Annotated in this window: 16 protein-coding genes; 3 read left to right on the top strand and 13 right to left on the bottom strand. The window is 38.1% G+C overall.

Annotation, left to right across the window (positions count from 1 at the left end; all coding sequences use genetic code 11):
- The first annotated feature begins 140 nt into the window (after positions 1–140).
- Positions 141–416: a hypothetical protein gene (locus tag H6G14_RS24910; protein ID WP_190570592.1), complete on the top strand. Its 276-nt coding sequence runs from the start codon at positions 141–143 to the stop codon at positions 414–416.
- A gap of 431 nt (positions 417–847) precedes the next feature.
- Positions 848–2,938 (top strand): hypothetical protein, encoded by a 2,091-nt coding sequence (locus H6G14_RS24905; protein WP_190570591.1) that lies wholly within the window; start codon positions 848–850, stop codon positions 2,936–2,938.
- A gap of 119 nt (positions 2,939–3,057) precedes the next feature.
- Here the strand turns inward: H6G14_RS24905 and H6G14_RS24900 are convergent, their stop codons facing one another.
- On the bottom strand, positions 3,058–3,471 hold the full coding sequence (locus tag H6G14_RS24900; RefSeq protein ID WP_190570590.1) for a helix-turn-helix domain-containing protein: 414 nt from the start codon (positions 3,469–3,471) through the stop codon (positions 3,058–3,060).
- Positions 3,472–4,740: 1,269 nt separating this feature from the next.
- On the opposite strand from H6G14_RS24900, the gene H6G14_RS24895 reads away from it, so the two are divergent.
- Positions 4,741–7,059, top strand: a complete 2,319-nt coding sequence (locus tag H6G14_RS24895; protein ID WP_190570588.1) for a hypothetical protein — start codon at positions 4,741–4,743, stop codon at positions 7,057–7,059.
- A 266-nt stretch (positions 7,060–7,325) separates the two neighbouring features.
- On the opposite strand, the gene H6G14_RS24890 is transcribed toward H6G14_RS24895, so the two are convergent.
- The 12 genes from H6G14_RS24890 to H6G14_RS24835 form a co-directional block, all read right to left on the bottom strand.
- Positions 7,326–8,420, bottom strand: coding sequence for a response regulator (locus H6G14_RS24890; RefSeq protein WP_190570586.1), 1,095 nt, complete (start codon positions 8,418–8,420; stop codon positions 7,326–7,328).
- A gap of 12 nt (positions 8,421–8,432) precedes the next feature.
- Positions 8,433–9,947, bottom strand: a complete 1,515-nt coding sequence (locus tag H6G14_RS24885) for a hypothetical protein (protein WP_190570584.1) — start codon at positions 9,945–9,947, stop codon at positions 8,433–8,435.
- Positions 9,948–9,957: 10 nt separating this feature from the next.
- On the bottom strand, positions 9,958–11,319 hold the full coding sequence (locus tag H6G14_RS24880) for a hypothetical protein (protein ID WP_190570582.1): 1,362 nt from the start codon (positions 11,317–11,319) through the stop codon (positions 9,958–9,960).
- A complete protein-coding gene (locus H6G14_RS24875; protein WP_190570580.1) occupies positions 11,316–13,469 on the bottom strand; it encodes a hypothetical protein in 2,154 nt (717 codons plus the stop codon). The genes H6G14_RS24880 and H6G14_RS24875 overlap by 4 nt, the downstream gene beginning before the upstream one ends.
- A gap of 247 nt (positions 13,470–13,716) precedes the next feature.
- Complete coding sequence (locus H6G14_RS24870) at positions 13,717–15,051, bottom strand: radical SAM protein (RefSeq protein WP_190570578.1); 1,335 nt, start codon at positions 15,049–15,051, stop codon at positions 13,717–13,719.
- 510 nt (positions 15,052–15,561) lie between these two features.
- Positions 15,562–15,918, bottom strand: coding sequence for a hypothetical protein (locus H6G14_RS24865; protein ID WP_190570576.1), 357 nt, complete (start codon positions 15,916–15,918; stop codon positions 15,562–15,564).
- 308 nt (positions 15,919–16,226) lie between these two features.
- Positions 16,227–16,892: a response regulator gene (locus tag H6G14_RS24860; protein WP_190570574.1), complete on the bottom strand. Its 666-nt coding sequence runs from the start codon at positions 16,890–16,892 to the stop codon at positions 16,227–16,229.
- A 539-nt stretch (positions 16,893–17,431) separates the two neighbouring features.
- Entirely contained in the window at positions 17,432–18,829 is a 1,398-nt protein-coding gene (locus tag H6G14_RS24855; RefSeq protein WP_190570572.1) for a lysozyme, read from the bottom strand.
- Between the two features lie 32 nt (positions 18,830–18,861).
- Entirely contained in the window at positions 18,862–19,167 is a 306-nt protein-coding gene (locus tag H6G14_RS24850) for a hypothetical protein (protein ID WP_190570570.1), read from the bottom strand.
- A gap of 547 nt (positions 19,168–19,714) precedes the next feature.
- Complete coding sequence (locus H6G14_RS24845; protein WP_190570568.1) at positions 19,715–20,731, bottom strand: tyrosine-type recombinase/integrase; 1,017 nt, start codon at positions 20,729–20,731, stop codon at positions 19,715–19,717.
- Between the two features lie 111 nt (positions 20,732–20,842).
- Entirely contained in the window at positions 20,843–21,232 is a 390-nt protein-coding gene (locus H6G14_RS24840; RefSeq protein WP_190570631.1) for a four helix bundle protein, read from the bottom strand.
- 343 nt (positions 21,233–21,575) lie between these two features.
- Positions 21,576–21,957: iron-containing redox enzyme family protein (locus H6G14_RS24835; protein WP_190570566.1), on the bottom strand; the 382-nt coding region annotated here is incomplete at its 5' end.

Genomic DNA, 21,957 nt, shown 5'->3' with positions numbered 1-21,957 from the left:
ACCATATTACAGAGCAAAAAATTTATTTTAGAAGCTCCAAACCGAGCCACCAACCATATGGATGTGTGGCTTTTTGCGTTTTTATAGCGATAGCTATCAAGTACTTCATAATGAAACCTGTTGAATAATGAAGAGAAGTTATGCCAAGAGGAAGGAAAAATAATCGGGGTCAAGCTAACAATCAAAACTTTAGACAACGTGAGCCACGAGAAAACAAAATTGTTCGCCCAGGTTTGAAGTCAATGCGCGGTCAACCAGAAACATATGATGAACTCAAAAAAATTGTTTCTGTTAGCTTAACCCCTACGGCCTTAGCAGGAATAGACAAAATCAGCCGTGATTATATGATTTCTCGCAGTGAATTTTTAGAGCGGATAGGTAGGTCTATTATCCGCCTCCAAGATATAGATGCTTAGGCTAATAATTCTTCGGTATGACTCATGTTTGACACTTCTTGATTACCCTGAGCTATTAAATAATAGCTGCATATTTTCGGAAAACCAAATCTCAAGAGTTTTAGGATTTGATATTTGCTTAATAAATGATAAGGCATAGACGTTTAGGATTTATTTAATACCAAGTATTTATTGAAGAATGAGAATTTATTTATTATATAAAACCTGTTTGAATCTACCTTAAACCTTTACTATGTCATATTTTCAGGTTTTATATATAAATGACTCATCTTTGAGAAAAAAAGCGTTAATTCTACTACGTCAAGGCTGTTTATTAATAAATATCAATATATAATGCTAATCATCAAAAAGCAGATATCGATTCTATATAGCTCTTAAATATTACCTAGTTTAACTCATCTTTTTAGAAATAATATCTGGAGATATTTATTATGGACAAACCAAATAATGTATGGGAAGTTCTACAAGAGGATGAAGAATATTTGAGAATGAATGAGGGAGAAAAAGCACAAAGAATCATTAATGAATTACGTACTGCTATCTTCCATCACGCACTCTCTGAATTTGGCTTCCAAAGAACTTATTCAGGACGGAAGATGACTGCTGATGACATTAAAAAGGCTGAACAATTTCTGAAAACTCTGAAAATTAAGGATTTACTGAAATTACGACAGAATCTTCAAAAATCATTTGAAAAAAACAATGTATCCCAGGCTAGTCGTAATACTTATGGCAGTCGCCTTGAACAATTTTTAACTAGGGTCGCAGAACGTCCTTGGTGGACTGGTTCTCGTGGGGCTAAGTTTCAGGAGGAATGCACCCCTTCTATGAAAAATCAAAATGGTGCTTTGGCAGATTTTAAACTGACAAACCGTAAAGCTATTTATCGCCAATATGCGCTCAAATATCAAGAGATGTCACCACATCTCCAACAACAACTAAGGCAATTTAAGTCATATTTGACCGACCCCGAATATCCGGGCAGAATCATCAAGCCTGTTGAGAAATCAACTGCTAATGAATATCTGAAAAACATTCGGCTGCTTTTGGGATTTTTACATCGCTTTCAAAATGTGCCAGTGCATGAGTTGAGCTTAGAATCAATTGTGAGCTTCATCTCTGAAGAACAGTTAGAAAATTTGACTCCTTTACAGCAAAAGAAATTATGGCATCAAAGTAAAACTGCTCTTGAGCAACTTGTGTGTCATTATTTTCAATTTCTGAGAAATTTTAACTCGGCTGTTAGCCCATTTACACGTATGGGCAAAATTACTGCCATTTTAGCTTTGGCTAAATTTCTCTATGCACATCAAGTTGAAAATGATGCTGATTATCAACTTATCCCTATTTTTAGTACAATTGCTTATTATTCCAACGCCATCGCCGCCGAGTTAGAAGAATGGCGTAGTAGTAGACAATCTGTTTCTGATTGGAGTAAAAGATGGCCTAATGTTCCTGTAGGACAGACAGCACTAAAATTTCTTCAAGACAAAGTTGTTGAACCGTTACGTCTTGAGTGCAGACCCAGGAATAAGCGTGGCGATTTCCGTCCTAGCTGGTCAATTGTCCGCAGTTTTCAATGCTATCTCAAGTGGGCATTGTTATCTTATTTGCCAGCGCGCCGCCAAGAAGAATACCGAGAATTAAAAATTGCCCTGTCTTGTCCCATCGAACGACCTGAAGATATACCACCGGATGGTCTGTACCAACCTTTACCTCCAGATCATCAAAGAGAACGTAAATATAACGGTATGGTTATCGATAATTACCTTTATTTTACGTATCAGCATGAAAATCATTACTATCCACAAGGGATTTGGGTGATAGATACAAGGAAATATAAAACTAAAAAAACCTACGGTAAGCAATCAATTATTCTCCCTAATCTCAAATTTGAGGATGGTCATTGTTTCTACGATTACATTGAGCGTTTCTTATATGGATGGTGGATTTCACAAGGGTATAACAATCAACAGGTTTATGATTGGTGGCAACCAGAGTTGCAAGGTCGTCGTGGTCGCTGGTTAAGTAGTGGCAGAATTAATTTTGAACCCCATGATTTTTGTTCGATACCTAGGGATGGTCACTCGCCAATTTGGACTTGGGGATATGTATTTGTGGCACCAAAGTCTGGTCTGCCCAATACTGGTTCGTCTTTTTCTCAAGTCTTTGAAACTAGCTCTTTCCGTCTGATTAAAAAGCGGATTTCTCCCCATATTATGCGTTATGTTTGGGCTACTTGGGGTCTTCAGGTCGGTTTATCCGACTCTGAGTTGGGTTCGTTGGCTTATGCTATGGGTCATTCTCTCAAGACGCTGCGAGATATGTATGAACGTTGTACTCCCCTAGAAAAACGTCAACCGATTGAAGAAGCGATCGCTCAACATTTATTTACTCCTTCTGAGCAGCAGGGCAAAAAGTTACCTTTGAATTTGGAGGTGGATGATTTGCTTCAGATGGCAATACATCTGACTCAGGGTGAGCGTCAACAATTAATTGCTAAGTTACAAAGTACTATGTAGGGATAAAAGTTGACGCTACTCTCTATATAGCAGGAGTGAAAGCTTACTTCAAACACTTGTAGTAACTTCCACAGGAATTGAACATTTTTAAGGTAATTTTGTCTGATTCCTAGTACTTTCTATTCAACATTTTCGGATATATTATCAGTTTGACGCTGAGAAAGCATTTCCTTTAACTCATCAATTTGTACCCTAACAGCAGCTATGTTATCTGCTGAAGATTTGGGTGGTGATTCCTTCATTTCAATCTGAAGTGTTTGTGCTAGTTCTTGTATCAGACACTTTGTTTCAAGCACAGTCAGTTGAAACTTTGATTCCAGATCGGCATTTACGTTAAATACCAAACTCAAGTACCAAAGCCTAGCTTTTTCTGGGAGAGCATTGACAATTTTGACAAAATTGGCCCGAGATATTTCATTACCACCTCGAAACTTGCTGATCTGTTGGTAGGATACCCCCGATTGCCGTGACAGTTCAGCACCGGAGATATTGAACTCAGACATGATCTGGCGTAAAACTATAGCTTCCCACATTTTTACCTAGCTACTTGAACTCAACTGCAAGTCAATGCTTGTGTCATCCAACTTTAATTCATATGTGACATCTTCATATGTGACATCTTCATAGTTGTATGAAACTTTCTTGACATAGTGTACTCTTTGCTTCATAATTTCTGGGAATCTGTATGCTCAAGTAAAAAAGGAGAATTATTGGGCAATGTGGCTAATATGTTGAATCAGGTGTCACTGAAGTGGGGTTTGGAATGATGAAAGAATACAATTTTATGGTTTCTTAGCTTCCAGGCAATAGTATGATGGTTGCATTGGTTTTGTTTAAAGCACAACCAGATAACTGACAGGTAAATCGTGTTACTAGTCAACTTTGCTTGCGCTCATCATTATGATCCACGCTCTTGTAAAAAATAGTATACACAGGGGGTTGTATATGCACGAAAATTATTAGAGGGCAGAAACGCTAAAAATAGCGAATTCTGCCCTACTAATTAAATATTCCAACGGAGAGGTTATATCTCAAAGAACCTAGACAGTGAGGCTTGGGGAAGCTAGAAACCACTGTTTGAGTTTTAGCAAGAGATAGCTCCGCTTTGTGCTACACACATCTTATAACAAGTTGTGTGCAGTTGTGCATCTTTTAGTCTAAAAATTGCCAATATTTTAAAAAAATCTAAAAAATACTGAAATTAGATTTTAATGGCAAGCTGATGTAGTAAGTTGCGCGCAAACGCGGAAAACCTCCTCCAAACGCCTGAATAACCCAAAATTGGAGGAAATATGCCCTATTTAACGAATTCACCACTTTTGACTTCTCAAAGAGCGTTGCAACTCCCAAAAAAAGTTGGGTAGTCTACTAGGTGCTTGTCTCAACAGTCAAGACTAAAAGCCTAGAATGGGCGTTTTCGTAGCAATCGTACAGAAACTTAGCTAAGGCTAGAAAGCAGACATAACAAGCTGTCTAGGAATCGTTAAACATTGCCTAGAGTTTGTATTTAGGTAAAGTCAAATAACCTTTTAACGAGAGAATAAGGGTTTTAGCTCATTCAAAAACTGCTAGCCAGGTTCTCTTTTAAGCAAAGTTTGTCATAGCGTAAGTTTCTACATGGATGCTACCAAAACGCCAATCCAGCGATCGCAAGACGACGGTAATCGTCTCAGTAAGTTGGGTAAACCATCCAACCAACTTAAAATTATTAACATTATTTTCGTTCTAGGTTATTAGTCTCTGTTTAGCCAAAAATAACTAGCTGACTACCTGATGTTCACCAATTACATCAGGGTAGCTTCATGTCCATTTCAGATAACCAAAACCAATTTGCTCAAGATTCGGATTTATTAAGTTTAAAGCCATTAAAAAACTTCAAGAGGAAAACCAAACCTCACTTGCCCCCAGACTTGCTGGGGAAGCGATACGTTAAATTGTTTTGGCATCCATTTAAAGCCATAGTTAGCGAATTACCCGATAAGCAGGAATTGCCACCACAGGAATTAGCTGTAGCAAAGGCACAGGAGCAACCCTCAGATAACAAACCTTTGTCTGCTTCCAAACCAAAGTGGCGAACAATTGATTATTACCTCCACCCATCGCAACTGTGGAGATGGCACCAAGACGAAAAGCAATTAGTAGGCATCCGCTTTGATACCACCACCTACTTCGCCATCATCGACCTAGACAAAGGAGGAAAATACCATAATCCAGAATCCATCAAGCACATCAAATCAGCCCTGGAAGATATTGGCATAGTCAGCATAGTACCCATTCAATCAAGCTGGAGCGGCGGCTACCACCTGATACTGGTGTTTGATGAAAAATTACCCACCTTCAACCTAGCTTGCGCCCTAGAACAGAAATTAAAAAGTGTAGGATTGATTCCAAAGCCAGGACACCTAGAAATCTTCCCCAACGTCAAATCCTACAGTAAAACAGAAATCACCAACTACAACGCCATCCGTTGCCCAATGCAGCCAGGAAGCGGAGCATTATTACTAGATGATGACCTACAACCCATCAGCAACAACGTAGCCATCTTCCTAGCCCATTGCGAACACGCAGCACGCCGCCAAGACTTAACCAAGCTCAAAAGATTCTGTCAAAAAGCCAGAAAGCGTCATAAACCAAAATATGACAAACAAAAAACCAGCAAAATAGACGCATGGCGTAGTGAATGGGAAGCAATCATCGCCACAGGGTGGACAGCAACCGGACAGACAAACACATTATTACCAATCTTCGTAAATTACGGCATAGTATTTCTGGAATTAGAGGGAGAAAACTTAGTTAAGTACGCAGTAAACACAGCCACATCAGCCCCTGGTTACAGCCAATATTGCCAACATCAACATGAAATCGAAGCCAAAGTAAGAGATTGGGTAGAGTGTACAATCAGGCACGAATATTACACACCATATCCCAGTTATCCCCAACGGCGGCTAAAAACATATAGCAACACCTATGCAGAAGTAATAGCAGGTACCAAAAAGAGTCATAAACCACTAAACAACATCATCCCCATTGACCGCCGCAGACAACAGAGTAGAGAGCGCAGTCAACAAGCGCAACAACGTATTAGCACGGCAGTAAAAGCCATCGAAAGAGAAACAGGATTAGCCGCCGGAGTCAAAGCCAGAGCGCAACAGATTATTGCCGAGTGTAAACGACAGTTTAATCAGTCCCCAAGTATGGAGACAATGCAGAAAAATTTAAACCTATGGCATCCCAACTGGTATATAGAAGACCCCTGGGCAGAAAATAGCTCAAACCCTTGTCAAATAGAAAGTTACGGGTATTTAGACAAAGAAACGAGCCAACAACAAAAATCAAAACACCAAAACCCTTGCCAAATCGACGGTTACGGGTATTCCCCCTTAATGAAGGTATTTGAACCTCTTCTACTGGCACCAGCCCGCAGAGGCTGGCTGCCAGTAGTTTATTCTTTTTGCGCTACTGATTTTGGGACTTCTGAGACTGTGCAGCAGTCAGATATTGTTTCATTTTCTCACCCTGAATCTGTAAATTCACAAACTGCAAATCCAGACCCTGAATTTGTAAATCCTAAAGCTTTGAATTCCTTAAAAACTTCCAGTAGCCATAACAACCGATTGAATGATTTATCAGCTCCTTTAAATATTAAATTATTAAATCAAAATAATTCTGATCAGGATTTTAAATACCTTTTTACTCCCAGCACCTCGTTAAAACTAGATAAGCAAAACTTATTAAACAGCCCTATTAGTGTTCAAGATGCAGATTCTAAATCATTAGAGGAACAGTGGCCAGATGTGACTGTGGGTCTGAAGTGCGAACATGGGATATCCACTGTCGATAAGAAAGAAATTGTCACCAACGAGCTGGTAGAACTGAAGGAGATAACCAAGTTGCAGTTACAGGCGTTATCTGAAGCTAAAAAAGCAGTAAAGAAATACTGCTTGATTACACGACGGTTACTGAGTTTTCAAGAGCGATCGCACTTAAAACAGACAGTCAAGATGCAATTTTACCTTGATTCAAAATGTCCTGTACTCGTTGCAGAAGCCGAGGCATGGAGTAGGGAAAATCCTGGATGTTTGCCATTCTCGCTCTTATCTGCGTTTGAAAACGAAGATTAAATTAGCGATGGCTACGTTCAACCTTTAGGCGATCGCTAATTGCTCTTATGTTAGTACTATTACGCATCAACGAATAATATGCTAATTTAATTTATGCTGTGGCACAATTAGGTGGAAGTGCGTTACAAGCCATGAGCGATAAGAAAGAGCTACGGGGCTATGTCTCGGCCGAAACAAACCGATTATTTTTTCATGCACGGTTTTGTAGCCGAGTCAGGGTGGTAACTTCTTGGCTTAGGCATCCAGTTAACAACAAAAGAAGCATATTAATCGGCAACTGCATAAAGAACAATCCCTAGTTCAAAATTAGGATGGTATCCTCCATACTCTAGTTCATAGCTAAACAAATGACTTGCAGTACCTACATTAAATTTACTAAGTTGTTGACTTAATCTGTGTATTGCTACCTTAAGAGGAGAATTTTGGCTGACACCTCTTTCAATCTGTACTCCAGAACGCAATCCTAGTTTACCACCTGTTTCATCATAACCAAAGGCATAATCTTTAACAGCCAAAGGATCGTATTCTGGAGGTTCGCTGGTTTGTTTTCTCGATTGACGTCGTGAGTAATGATAATCCTGCTCTCGAATAATGACTGGATTTTGCTTTTCCATTTGTTGTGCCAAAAAAGCTAGTATTTTAAAAGCGCTTGACTCTGCCTTAATTCCATGCAAACGATCAAGTTTTTTAGAACCAGGCATTTCTACCAGTACTGACTTTTCTTGCGCTCTTTTCCAGAAATCATCCAATATCCTGTGTCCGCCTTCCTTTAATAAAGGAGCTATGGGCAGAAATTGCTGCTTCCTAGTTATACCAATCTTTTCAGCCATAGCCTTGTGTAATTCCTTTGTATAACCCAAGCCAATCATGACTTTTAGTGTGATTACATCAGCTGTAAGAGCAAAGGTTGGTTTTTTAACTAAATCTATTAACCATTTATAAGAACCATCTGGGTCTTCTGCAATATCTGATTTGTGGATAATATCAATAACTCCCTTTTGCCGCCGTAGTTTTGCTGTTTCCCGTCTAAATAACAGGTTATTGTCCTCGCAGCGAGATATTGGTGCAGCCGTAACCACAATAATCTGGATATCAGGACGCTGAGCCACAATCTCTCGAATCACACCGCTACCTTGCCACCTCTGCAATTCCCGTTGTTCCTCAATTACAGGAATTGGTGTGACATAGAGAATTTCATCAATGAGAGCAAATTTAACTGATGGGTCTGTCTTAGCAATCTTAATAGCTTCTTTTGCATTTTGAGTTGCATGGCATAGAATCATAGCTTGGTTAAGACGACGTTCGTGTAGTGCAAGCCAAGTTTCTTCATCATCTAGCACTAGGACTCTAAAATCAGTCACGCACTCTTCCTCCTAAAAAAACGGAAAATATTTTTCACCTGTAGATTGCAAAAGTTCGTTTAAATGAATAAAAGCTGTTTCTAACCGATTAATTGCTTTTTGGCGATGTTCGTGATCACAAATATTAATTTCATTTAGTGCAACTTGAAAATGCTGTTGCAACTGTCGGCTATCTTGATCAATAGTTACAATTGTATGACAAGCTACACGCGCATCTGCCCGCAATTTGTCCACAGTTTTTTCTATCTCTTGTATTCTCTGCTTATCATCTTGAGGAAATTTTTTAAGATGCTTAATATGTTCCATACATGAGGTTATTTGTATGTCACGAAGCTTTTGAGCAGCCCTGAGTTCCTTTTGTAACAATTGAAAATTTTCTCGTTCTAAAGGCACTAATTCTGTTACCTTTTCTAATAATGTAGAAAGTATTAAAGGAGTTTCACAACTATCATGGGAACCATACCCAAAGCGCAGAACTCGGTGTTGCTGTTTTAAAATAGAAAAGGGTATGGAAGATAATACTAAAACTGCTCCTGTAAAACCTTTAAGACGAAGTTTCGGTAAGATTGCTATTTGGTTTTCAGGAATAACAAGAATAGATTGCTTGAGGGATTTCAAATTATGCCGATGTTCGTTTCCGTCCAGAAATAATTGTGGTATATCAAGCAATGTAGATAAAACCGTTCCTACAGATGTACTAATCAAACTATTTTTTATAGATATAATCAAATCGAATGATGTTTGAACTGAATTTATCGCTAATTCAGTTGGTTGTAAACCTAGTTTATCTACTAAATCTTGATATGCGGAGCTTACTGCCTCTGGTGTGATTGCGCTCTCACAAAGTAGAGATGAAGAGCTATTAAAAATAGTTTGAATTAAAGTATCAATATTAGTTTTAGGAATATTATTTTTACCTGCTATTATCCACTCAATTTTTAATAAATTTTTGAAATCTTGATACTCTTGTCGGATACCTTTCTCACCTGCCAAAGCTTTGAACCACCAAGATGAACGTGAAACTTTTTTATTTTTCAAATGAGTAGCAATATAAGTATGAAAAAGTAGTGATATCGCAGGCAAAAGCTCTAAAGGTTGATAGCAGACTGAAGGGAAAGTTTCTCTATTTCCACTTAAATAATCAACTATCTCTTCAACATCTGTCACTTCAATTGCAAAATTAGGTGAAGTTTGCCTCAATATCGGCAGTATACCTGATTTAGCTTTAGGAGTTCCAGGAGTATTGAATTCAAAAACACAGTTAGAAGTTACGTGACTATTGTGCCAAATATGTTCATCATTAGAATGAAACAATATAACACTAAAAGAGGCAGGTAATTTTCTTTCTGGAATAATCACTCCTTCTATATCACTAATGCTAAATTTTCTGTAATCACTACTAGATGCAATAACATATACATCAGCAAAATAATTAATTAAAACTTTTACCCAAAGTGAACTTCTACTATCTCTGCAAATGACACATACAGTCAGATTATGTTGGTTTGACGGTTGTATTGTACGCATATTGTCCTTATTACTTCCTTGATGCAATGATCAATGTGTCTCCTTCCATGTAGATAACTCCTGGACCCATAAATCCACTTTCACTAATTGCCATTTGACGCCATAGACGTAGGATAGAGCTTCTGGTGTTTTCAGCAGATATAGGAATGCCGATCATCTCCTGCTTAAATATTTTAGAAATAGTTTGAGCTAAACATTCTTGACGATCTGAAGATGAACGCTGAGCATCCCAGCTAAGTTGAATTTTCAGTGTTTTGCCTGACTCATAAAAATATACACTTTTGACTTGAGACTTTCCGGATGTATATTGATGATAGTTTTCATTACTTCTAAGAGTAAACATACAAATAAAAAAATCATAAAGAGCCATAGCTGAATCACGTGCAGTTGCTTTATCTTGGTTAGCAAAAATTGGGCTTGTTGCTTGGGAACATTCCACCCAAGCAGAAGCATCATTCACAAATACATTGATATTATTGTAAATTTTTTTATAAGCCATCAAAGCGATTAAATAAGCAGCACCAACAGAAAGATGCCGTTTGGCATTACTATCACTTTGACCGCAGAAGAAATCACCACAAAGGCACTTTAGAGACTCATGAATATTATTTGCTGACTCTTGGTTGTCCCACCATGCGTCAGGTAAGTTGATACCTAAAGCAATTGAAATTTTTCTTTTGTATTCAGTAGCTAAAAAAATACTCTTACTATTTATAGTATCAAATAAAAATTTACTTACTTCTGAAAAGTTATGCTTAACTAAGATTTTATCGTTGGAAAACCATGTTTCAGAATAGCGCCATAACCTGCAAAGAGGAGATTCATCAACATCCAACCAACTCAAAAATTCTTCAGGTAGTGGCTTGCTCTCTTGTTTACAACCATGAATGTCTGTTTTCCGAAAACGCTCTAAATTATAAGGATTTGCTAAGCCTGCACCACCTATACTTAGATGAGCAATTTTTTCAGTTGATAGAGGTTGGTTTTTGTGCCAATAATCAACAAACTCCAGACCGTGTGCTTTACTTTCCATAGTCTGTAGACCGTGAAAGTAATCTACCAATAAGTACAACTTAATATTCTCGTTGTTTAACTCATTTATCCAGGCTTTTATGGCATCAATAATTAATTCGATATCTTGTTTTTGAGATGATTGAGGTAAGTCAAAAAAACCGATACCTTGGATATCATCAAAAAGACTAACCTTATCAAGAAGGACTTTCAAACCCTGACCGTGTGCATTAGGAGGATCATCAGATACAGCCAGCTTAAAACAGTCATCAACAACAACAAGCACTTTCTGTCCAATGTCTTGCTTCCAAACAAAGCCTAACCACTGATTTATGTAATTATACTTATTCAAATTTTTCATAAATAATCATTCTTGGTAATAATTGTCTGCCAAAAACCATCGTTTAAATCTAAGTCAGGACCTTGGATATCGAAAACATCCTGCATACGCTTAGTTAAAGAATCAAAAAATATCACGTCTCTTGGTTGTTGTCCATGAAACATTTTGTTAAATTCTTTTCTATTCTTAATTATTACTTGTTTTTGATTCACCTGAATGTAAAGATAAGGGCTGGGTTGATTGGCACATTTAGCACGAAATGCATGATATGCAGCTTGCCAAAAACAATGATGAAAACAGATAGCGAAACCTCGATGTCTCAGCCAAGAAGGACAATCTCCGTCTAGCCATTCAATAGCCTTTTCTGTAGATAGTCCAAATACTTCATTTCTAAACAAATCTATTGACTTTTCTGAACTCATCGATATTTCTATAGCCCTATCAACTGTCTTCCTATCAGCTTCTTGTGTCTCAGGGTTAGTAATTTCTTCTGAGGTTCTAGTATAAGTTGCACGTCTCAAGGCATGACATAAGCTAATATTAATCAATTCCTGAAATACTTCTTGGTTTGTTAGAGTCTCCCATTCAGGAAAATCAGGATCTGGATATTCAGAAATATTTTTATTTGGTTGGAGGTCAAAATTACCCCAAATATCAACTAGAGATTTTAGTTGCCAAAGAGATGCTTTTTTTCTTGGCTCTAATTGTTTCCTCACGGGGTCATCCCAAACTTCAGCAACTAGTCCGGCTGCTTGATGCGCTATTTGACGTGATTGTTCTTCTCTACCTTGCATCTGAATTTTTTCTTTTTCATGTTTCTTGGCTTGTAGGTCTTCGTACAAACCAGGAATCTGCACACCTGCTACTTGCCTATTACCATCTAGTTCTTGACGAATTAATTCTTGATGTTTGTCTGACAACCATTCTGGACCATAAATATCAATACCGTAGTTGCAATAAATTAATTTCTTGTTGGTAGCAGATGTATTGGCTTTTTCTCCTGTTTTAGACACATTAAAGCAGACAAAGTAATCTTTCACAGTTTCTAAAAATAAATCTTCAAAACTCAGTTGCTGTTGAAATTTTTCTTCAGCTTTTGATAAGGCATCAAATCTTAAAGAGAGTTTTAAAGTTTCGGAAACTGTTTGAATAACGTTGTAAATTTTGCAATACTTTTTTTTATCAAAAATCTCTGGTTTTTTATATAACGTATTCGATATTCTTTTGCTATCGTCTTTGGCATATAAGTATGCTAAGCCTGCAAACCAGTATGTGTCAATTATCAATGGATAATGTATCAAATACCGATTTGATATATTTTTGCGTTTATCTTCACTAAATTTAACTTTATGAATTAAAGATTGTTCTACACAAGCAAACCACTTATGGTGAGGATCTTCGGATAATTTTTTAGTCCAAATTTTATTATTTGTTAAACAACTCTTTTCTATTTCTGCTAAATGCTCTAAGCCCAATCTTTGAGACATTTCCAACAATAAACTATCGGTGTGTACCCGCTTTTCTTGAATAAATAATCCATTAAGAATGCTGATGAACAGTTTTTTATTTCCTTCCTGATTATTTAAAGAAAAAAAACGTCCTAATTTCCAAGCTTCATAGATAATAGCACTAGCTCCAAAGTTTGTTGGAATATATTCTATTTCATATCTCTGAATTAATTTATTAATAATTCTTTTGATATCTTGTAAGTCCTGTTCAGAAGGTAGCTCTTCAGTTTTTAAATTCCGTACTCTTGTTTCATAAATTTCTGAGAGAATCTTCATTTCCTCTCCTAAATCTGACAAGTTTAATTGATCTGATTCCTGACTTTTCCACTTAACTGATTGCCAGTCCACACCCATGTTTTTTGCATTTTCGTATAATCTTTTCAAGTCCTCTAGAAATAACTTTGGTTGATGAATACTCAGTAGTTTATCAGAAACTTTGGGGTCAAATTTTCTTCTGATGATAGTTTTGCCATTTTCTTCAAATACATGGTTAAATAAATTTTCAAATATCAGAAACTTTGGTTTATAAATGTTTGTTTGTCCGCTCGATATTACGTAATTCGCAGCGTCTGTATCTCTCATAGAAAAAACTGCTAATGATTCTTGAACACTCTCAACATAGCTAACAAAGTATGGGTTAGAGGCCATCACATGTTTACCCATTATGGAAGTTTGTTAAGATAATAAACTTTTTAATAATGAAAAAATGATAAATTTATACTTTTTTTACTTTTGAATTACTTAATTTAGACAAATTTGCTACTTAAGTATTTAATATTGTTTACTTTTTTGCTTTCTGTTTATGTAATATTACGTAAAGTTATTAATTAAAGATACGTAAAATCTCTCAGTTTAATGCAACGTGAAATTTTTAAACTGACACTCTATATACAGCAAATTTGAAGTTGATTTAACTTCTACGAAGTCTAAAATTGTTTGCATACATAGATAAATTTTGAAATTTATACTCGTTCCACACGCAGTTAGGATCTTTAACATGGTAATTACCATAAACCGATTTAGCTAATAAAGAATCCCCACCCAGACAGTAAGCAAAGCAAGCTTTTTCGCGGCATTCGGAGTGATTGTAAGCCAGCATGGAATGATAGAAAGGTGACTCTAGTGATAATACTCTACGGTAAATCTCCTGGATAGGTTCTATCTGAATATTACCTACAGCTAGCTGAGCGTAATCTTTTTGAGTTAGAGGTTCACATCCTCCAATTACATAACCGTCAGATGAAATTCGCAAGGTATGTCGCCAGTATTCAGGGATAAGTTCTGGACGAAGAGTGATGGTTACAGATTCATTGACATGAATATTTTGATATAGGTGACCATATTTGTCTTGTCGAATTTGTTCTGGAATTAACCAACCACTATCTATTAGTGCAGGAATAAAAGCAGCACAGTAGGCACAAATTTCCACTAAAATTGTTATTGGCTGTGAAACTTTTACTGGTACAAGCGATTGAGATAAGCTATTTAAAAATTCAACTATATCTCTCTGTTGTAGCTGATATTGCTGCATTTTGACTGCCATCAAAATACCAATATCAAACCATTGCACTCCGTCTTCAAAAATTAGTTGATGAATCATCCGAATAATTGAATCATCATTAAAGCGATGAAGTGTAGTTGCAACAATTACTCTTTCTGCTAGCTGCCGTGCTAGGGCAATTCTTAAGTTTTTCAAGGCTAAATCAAAAGTACCTTTACCCCGAATTTTATCGTTTTCATCACATACACCTTCCATTGAAATATCTAAGTAATCTAATTTAATTCGCTCTAAATCATCAGCATATCTATCGATTAGCAATCCATTAGTTACACCTCCAAACTTGATTTCAGGATATGTTTTACGAAGTTTTGCTATATGTTCAAAAAATGGTATAGACCGATTGGGTGTGAGAGCGTCTCTATCTACAACAGCGATCATACGCGTGCCAAGTTTCTCAACCATGCATGTCACTGTGTCTAGCAATGTAGACATAGGAATCAGCGGACTAATTGTGGCTCCGCTCTCGTATCCCAAAAAGCAATGCTGACATTTCAGCCCACATACATTGCCTATACCTAATTCTAGTTGCATAGGATGTGATTTAAGAACTAAATCTTGATAAAGCTGGATACCTGTAATTTTTTTGTCACCCAAAGCTAACCACTGTCTAACAATACTAATATCATCGCCAAGAGGGTCACTAGACTGTGCATATATTCCACCTTTACTAGCTGCCAATGACATAAAAACGTAGACCTCCTTATCCAGATTTTTTTTCTCCTCTATTGTTGAAATAAATTAATTTGCTATCTGCTAATTTACTTACTCTGGTTCTTCAGTATTTTTTATGGAACAGAATAATAAAGAAAACCTAATATCAGGCTGAATTCATTGCTGTGGATGGATTTTAGGTTTTTGATATTTTCTATAAAACTGGGATTTTAATGCTGTACCATAAAACCATTGGAAGAACCCTTTTTGCAAATTTATGAAAAATTTACTCAACAATGAAATTAGTTACTAAAATAGTCTACCACCATGATTTCAGTCAAATTATGACAATAGCCTGCTTTCGAGGCCATGACCAATAATAATGCTTGTAACTCAGTTACAAGCACTTTATTTGTAAAAATGCTCCTTATATCTGTTTTTGCAGGAGTAAGAGGTATTCCAAAATTGCAAAAATTCCAAGTTGATAATTAATGCTTGTAACCCAATTTTGCTTTTTTGGAATGTTATCGGGTACAGTAACAGCTATTGATGGTTGCTCCACCCTTCATAAGTAGCGATCGCAACTTCTGCCGCAGGGTGATTGCAAAGTTGTTTTAACGCTTCTACGCCACCTGACTGTAATGCAGCAATAATCCTAGCTCGCAGTTCTGGTTTCTGCTCAACTTCTTTTTTGAACTCAGTAGCAATGACCTGCTTTTGAGCATCAGTTTTCATTGGGTAAACTTGAGAAAGGCAATTTAGGAGTTGTTGAATTTCAAAAGCAGTTTCTGTCAAGTTTTGCTTTTGAGGGTAGTTATTCTGGATTCCAATTTGCTCACGGATGATACTACGTTCATTTATTACACCTACTTTATTGATATGCCAACTTGTTTCAGTCATAAGTATTCATCCCTATAAATTTCCACAAACTTTCATCTGCTATTAATAAGGGTTACAAGTATGATTTCTCGTTCGGACTTAGTTTCTGAAAGGTTGATATCATACAGCATTCAGCTTGTTTCCTCTTTGAAAAACTTGTAAATGAGTTACAACTTTTTTCTTTTATAAAAGTGCAGGTACATAGCTGTTATTTGTTGGTGGGGTATCCTTGTGAGGATATAAGATAACCCATCTTACAATCTTAGAGAAAATTCAAGGCTTTGAAACCAAAATGGGTACACCATTTTCTTCTACAGGTAACTTATCCATTATTGTCTGTCTTGGTTATCCTGTTGTCCAATTTGGTCTCCCTCAATTTTACTCTTGACGTTGGCTACTCCTATGTTGCCTACACCTATTTTAAAAAGGGTTAAATTGATATTAATGCGAATAAGAGCTAAACGCTTGTAAAAATTACCCTGCCAAGATTCTGTCTGTACAAGCTGACTTGAATTTTTATCACTTCTGTTAACCCTCTGAATAATATCAATGAGGTGAGCATACGAATCCTCTGGGCTAGATTCAATTTCTGACTTATTAATTACATTAATTACGCCAGAAATCCTTCTTAAGGATGCAATTTCTTGTAAAAACACTTCTTGTAGAAATCCTGGGGTATTCCAGCCACTACGTTTAGCAGGTGCATCTGTAATGAATATGAAATAAGTATGGATTAGTCCAGCTTCTACAATTTTTCTAATTACACCTTTTCCTTGCCAACGTTGCAGTTCTCCTTCTTGAGAATTAGAAATAGAAGGAACAAACAAAATTTCATCAATGAGAGCTACTTTAATTTTGTTTTGGATCGCCCAATCAATAGCTTCAGATGAATTTTGAGTGGCATGACAATCAATTCCAGCATTTTTTAGCCGTCGTTCATGTAGAGCTAGCCAGTGTTCATGATCATCTAAAATTAAAACTGGATGGATAAGCATGAGGATTTCCCAGAATATCAGTTATTAGCAGAATGCTCAGGATATTATTAATCTTTCGCCCTAAGAGATTTGAAACTTTTTTAGTAATATATATTTAATTTAAATATTAAGTATAAGTATATGTTTGATTTGTTCAATCCAATCTAATTCAATATCATTACCGTTAATATTTATAGGTTTTCATACAAAAAATCTGCACGTCTATCCATTTAAAATGTGTTTAAAGTTAAGCATTTTTGTATATAAATTTAGAACTGAGTTACAAATCTAATTTTAAATTTTGTTGAAAAATTACTATACTCTTGATCCAGTTATCATTTCAGCAACATCAGAACTAAGCTTCATCCGTTCTATAAATAGGATAACTGCCACCCTAAAAGTAGCGAGCGTATACGATGTGACATATAACGTCTGAAAGCCTTGCATAGCAAGGCTTTCAGTAATAAGACTACTCATTGAGATTTTCTTGTTTCAACATAAAAAATCCTTGGTTTAACATTGTAAGAGCAAGACGTTTAGTTTATACCCCAAATCTCTTATTACTCTAACCATTCATGCCACAACAGTCGATAATCAAAGTAAATGCGGGAATTCGTTTTGTACTGAGGTGATCGCTTAAGTAGCTCCATTAAATCTTTAAACTCTTGAGAGTCAAAAATCACGTTGCAACCTGCACTCCACTGTCCAATTGTATTTATGTCGGCGCTCCCACGCCACCCCGTTGTCTTAGTAGTATGTAGGTTGACTCCATTTCCTTGCTCAAAAGATTCTTTGTCATCTCGCTGGAAATTCTTGTTAGTATCTCGCACTAATCGTGCTGTTCCTGCTTGCACTAGTGCTTCGTAGCCCCGATGCAATCCGAATCTCCACAAGTCTCTATGGTATCCAAAATCCAGTCGTGCTGAGCCTTTGGGATTCAGAAGTTTGACAGTGGTGTAGTAGCGTCCAGGCTCTGTTGTCGCCAGATACAAGCACAAGAACTCCCACTCTCCATCATTTTTGGCAATTACCCCAATCGAATCATTCCACTTGTCTGGTGTTGTATCTCTGACATAGCCTTGAGTGCGATCACGTTTGGGGGCTAAACCACTAATTCCAACCAGATTCCACTCATCTTCACGGAGAGGATACCCTCGTGCCTCACAAGCCTGTACTACCTGCTCTGCCAAATTCTCGGGTTTACTAGATTTACGAGCATTTTGAGTTTGTACAAACTCAAAATGCTCTTCCCATAAATACCAGGTGTTGCGCCCAGCAAACTTAATATCCCCACCCTTATCGCCAAAAGTCACCTTGACATGTCTGTTCTCGCGGACATGAGTAAGAACAGGAAATTCACATCCGCTCGGAACGGAAACTTTCTCTTTATTCTCTTGTAGTTCAACATGACTGCGAGTCTTTAGTTTAAGATAAGTGGGGTGAGTAATACGAATGCGATTGCTCTGAAAAGGCTTAACATTATTTGCTTCTTGGATTAGGACACCATCAGGCTTAAGAAACAAATCTTTTTCCGCGTTCCTGCGCCGCACCAATCCTGGTCGACTTCTCCCCCCAGCTTTCACCCATTTGTCAAACTCTGCTGCTGCTCCCGTGTAATCGCCGCTGTTTAGTTTTCGGAGCAGAGTACTGCCGCCAAATCCCTTTTCCCCTAGCCCTACATTGTAGGCAAAGCAGACTAAGGCACTAAATTGATTACTCCCCAATTTTACTTTAATCCGCGATTCCACCCCATCTTCAAATTTCCTGATATCCTCTAGCAACCACTGCTCTGCAGTTTTTTGATCGATAACCAATCCTGGCCTTACACGATTCCCCGTAGTGCCATAGCCAATAGTAAGAACTCCTGCTTGACAGTAGTAGGTTCTGGTACTGAACCCCTCGAAATGTTTAATTAAGTCAAGACCTTCTTGGTTGATTTCTTGGTTAATATACTTCATACCCTTGATATCCATATTTAAAATCTTCTTGGTTAGAATTTTTCTTCTTCAGAGGATTGGGATTGTTGCTTAAGCCGATCGCTTGCCATTTCCTGTAAAGATTTTGGCTGCTGTCGAGCAATAATTGCTCCCGCTCCTGTCCCCAGTACACCTGTCCAAGCAGCAAGCTTCACATTTGAATCAACATTTGGGAAAAAAGATATAATGATAGGAGTGAGCACACTCACGACTGCAACTATTCCACCAGTTAAGGTGGAGATTAAGTCATTTATGGCAGCAGCTTTTGCTAGATAGTCATCTGTTTGAGTATTCGGATTATCTCTGAAGTTGTAGCTCATGTTTGAAGTCCTTAAATTTATACAGGCTTTCATCTGCTATTAGTAAGAGTTACAAGATGATTTCGTTCAGACTTAGTTTCTGAAAGGTTGATATCATACAGCATTCAGCTTGTTTCCTCTTTGAAAACTTGTAAATGAGTTACAACTTTTTTCTTTTATAGAAGCGCAGGTACATAGCTGTTATTTGTTGGTGGGGTATCCTTGTGAGGATATAAGATAACCCATCATACAATCTTAGAGAAAATTCAAGGCTTTGAAACCAAAATGGGTACACCATTTTCTTGAGAGCGATTTTTTCGGGGGAGATGGGGAAGAATTAAGCAAGGGGTTGAAACATTAATCATCCCAAAGACCTTGAAACTTGGTAGACGCAAGTTCGGTGTCGACACTAAAATGGTACAAACCGCGAAATATCATCTCCAATCGGTTAAGCCCTAATCCTTTCAAAAATGGAGCAGGTTACACGCCTGAAAGCATGATAACTTCGTGAGTAAAAGTCACTTCCAATTCCTTAACCGAGAGGTATTGGTTCACTAATAACTTTTCCTTACTCAGAATCTTTCAACATTCCCGTTAACAACTCCGACATCTCCCACAAATCTTTATTGCGATTATCATCATAAATCATCAACGTCCTGGGGTCAGCATGACGGCTCAACTTCTGCACCTTTCTAATATTCCCATCCGTCGCATCCAGTGCCGCCGTAATCGCCGAATGCCTGACCCTGTGCGGTGACATCGGTTTCTTCACCCCAGCGAACTTAAAAGCCGCCGACACGATTTTATAGATAGCATCCGTAGTCAATCTATGTCCAGTATTATGAAAATCTAACGCCGTAAAAATTGGTAAATTAGCATTCAAATCCCCCCTAGCAATTAACCAATCAGCAAGAGCCGCCGCCACATCTTTGGACATATCCAAATATTCTTCATTCGTCCCCTTACCCTTTCCTAAAACCCGCAACTTGCGCCCATAAAAATCAAAGTCACCCACATTTAACTGACATATTTCCTGACGACGCAAAGCCAAACCCCACAGCACCAGAAAAATCGCTCTGTTGCGCTTACCAATCAAAGTCTCCCGGTCAAACTGCTGTAACACCAGTGCTATCGTCTTGCTATCAACCCCCCGCGTATCCCGATAAGCCTTGACTTTCTCCCCTTCCACGTCTTCCAGGGAATAGTTACACACACCAAGCTTGCGCCCCATCTTCGCCAAGGACTTAAGCGCCGCCAACCGCCGATTAATTGTTGCCTCCCTCACCCCCGACGCTATCAATTTCGCCTTGTACTTCAGTACCACCATCACCGCCTGCTCTCGCTGCAAGTGCAAAAACTCCAGCACACTATCCCCAGTCGGCGGCATCAAAGTCATCTTCAGAAAGAAATCCCTTAAATCTTTTTCGTAAGCACGCCGAGTATTAGGGTTGCGTTTATCTGCCAACAACTGGGCCAACACATCCGGGTCTTTATCAAGCTGTGCATCAAAATATCGCGCGATCGGCGCATCTAAACACGCCTCCAACTCTAACTTAACTATCTCTCCTGAAATTGGATTTGACATAATTGCTGACTCGCGTTCTTAAAAAATAAGCAGGGGGGCAGGGGAGCAGGGGAGCAGGGGAGAGATAAGCTCTTGAGCAGAGGGGCAGAGGAGCAGAGGGAGAGAAGATGTTTAATTTTTATTCATCAGCCAGGGCGATGGGTTGTTAATCATGTTGACTAAACTACCTAAAACTTGGTTGTAAATTCCATACAGTTCTCGGCCTGTATTAACCTCTAAATAATTACATTTAACAGCAAACTCTATCCATGTCTGAGTTTCAGCCGCTTCCGCTTCACAATCATTAAGTTTTGCTACAAATGCTCCCTCATATCTGCGCTTTCGCCAAGCCTCCGCCAAGTTAGCACAGATAGAACGTGATGACCGACGAATTTGGTCGGTTAGTGAATATCGTTCCTCAACAGGAAACCTTTTCGACACCTCAAATATTTTCATTGCGGCATCAAACGCAGTTTGATAAACCCTTAAATCTTTATGGTTCTTAATTGCTTCTCTTTCCATTTCCTCATCTCCCCCTGCCCCTCTGCCCCTCTGCTCCCCTGCTCTCCCAAATCGGCTCATTAAGCATAATTGCTCACAGCTTCGTTATTGATAATGCGCGTTTCCAATAACGTTCATCATACCTCAGTGGGAAGGGGCATAAATGTTTACACTCGGCGAACAGCTAAATCCTTCTTGCGGAAGTGGGCGGGTGTTAATTAATCATGCTAAGTCTGTAATTTCCGGCTTTGATATCAAAATTGATAGCACAGGTACACTGGCAAACTACTCAAAGCGATTGCACCAGAGCGCAGTGCAATCATGTGATCGTGTAAAAAAATCTTTTTTAGCACGGTGATGCCAGCTATATCGGCTCGACCCCTAACCTGACTGCCAGATACTGGTTGTAGCGCCTCATGACTTCCATACGAAGCGCACCTCCTATAGCTAGTTCCAATCCTGCTTCTGGTTCTACTTCAACGATCGGGACGATCGCATTGTTCAGCCAGCCTAAACCATGTTTCTCATCTACTTCTATATGGTCGTAAAAATATTCGCATTTTACCCGTGCATCCGAATATAGGCGTTCTAAACCAGCAACAACTGAACGATTGCGATTTGGGTCGAAAATTTCGGGCATCCCTAAACTTCCAATTCCCTTAAAATAGTGTCTCCGGTTCAAACCGAAGCAAAAGTACAGGTTATGACCTGCGTAGGGTCGCCAGTCTTCCCAAATGGGGAGTGTT

Source organism: Nostoc parmelioides FACHB-3921 (assembly GCF_014696625.1).
Classification (GTDB): Bacteria; Cyanobacteriota; Cyanobacteriia; order Cyanobacteriales; family Nostocaceae; genus Trichormus; species Trichormus parmelioides.
Note: the sequence above shows the minus strand (reverse complement) of the source record. Positions and strands in the feature narration are given on the sequence as shown.

Bases quoted from the DNA above. Each gene is read 5' to 3' on its own strand.
- H6G14_RS24910 (WP_190570592.1), top strand. From the start codon at position 141: ATGCCAAGAGGAAGGAAAAATAATCGGGGTCAAGCTAACAATCAAAAC.
- H6G14_RS24905 (WP_190570591.1), top strand. From the start codon at position 848: ATGGACAAACCAAATAATGTATGGGAAGTTCTACAAGAGGATGAAGAA.
- H6G14_RS24900 (WP_190570590.1), bottom strand. From the start codon at position 3,471: ATGTGGGAAGCTATAGTTTTACGCCAGATCATGTCTGAGTTCAATATC.
- H6G14_RS24895 (WP_190570588.1), top strand. From the start codon at position 4,741: ATGTCCATTTCAGATAACCAAAACCAATTTGCTCAAGATTCGGATTTA.
- H6G14_RS24885 (WP_190570584.1), bottom strand. From the start codon at position 9,947: ATGCGTACAATACAACCGTCAAACCAACATAATCTGACTGTATGTGTC.
- H6G14_RS24880 (WP_190570582.1), bottom strand. From the start codon at position 11,319: ATGAAAAATTTGAATAAGTATAATTACATAAATCAGTGGTTAGGCTTT.
- H6G14_RS24875 (WP_190570580.1), bottom strand. From the start codon at position 13,469: ATGGGTAAACATGTGATGGCCTCTAACCCATACTTTGTTAGCTATGTT.
- H6G14_RS24870 (WP_190570578.1), bottom strand. From the start codon at position 15,051: ATGTCATTGGCAGCTAGTAAAGGTGGAATATATGCACAGTCTAGTGAC.
- H6G14_RS24865 (WP_190570576.1), bottom strand. From the start codon at position 15,918: ATGACTGAAACAAGTTGGCATATCAATAAAGTAGGTGTAATAAATGAA.
- H6G14_RS24860 (WP_190570574.1), bottom strand. From the start codon at position 16,892: ATGCTTATCCATCCAGTTTTAATTTTAGATGATCATGAACACTGGCTA.
- H6G14_RS24855 (WP_190570572.1), bottom strand. From the start codon at position 18,829: ATGAAGTATATTAACCAAGAAATCAACCAAGAAGGTCTTGACTTAATT.
- H6G14_RS24850 (WP_190570570.1), bottom strand. From the start codon at position 19,167: ATGAGCTACAACTTCAGAGATAATCCGAATACTCAAACAGATGACTAT.
- H6G14_RS24845 (WP_190570568.1), bottom strand. From the start codon at position 20,731: ATGTCAAATCCAATTTCAGGAGAGATAGTTAAGTTAGAGTTGGAGGCG.
- H6G14_RS24840 (WP_190570631.1), bottom strand. From the start codon at position 21,232: ATGGAAAGAGAAGCAATTAAGAACCATAAAGATTTAAGGGTTTATCAA.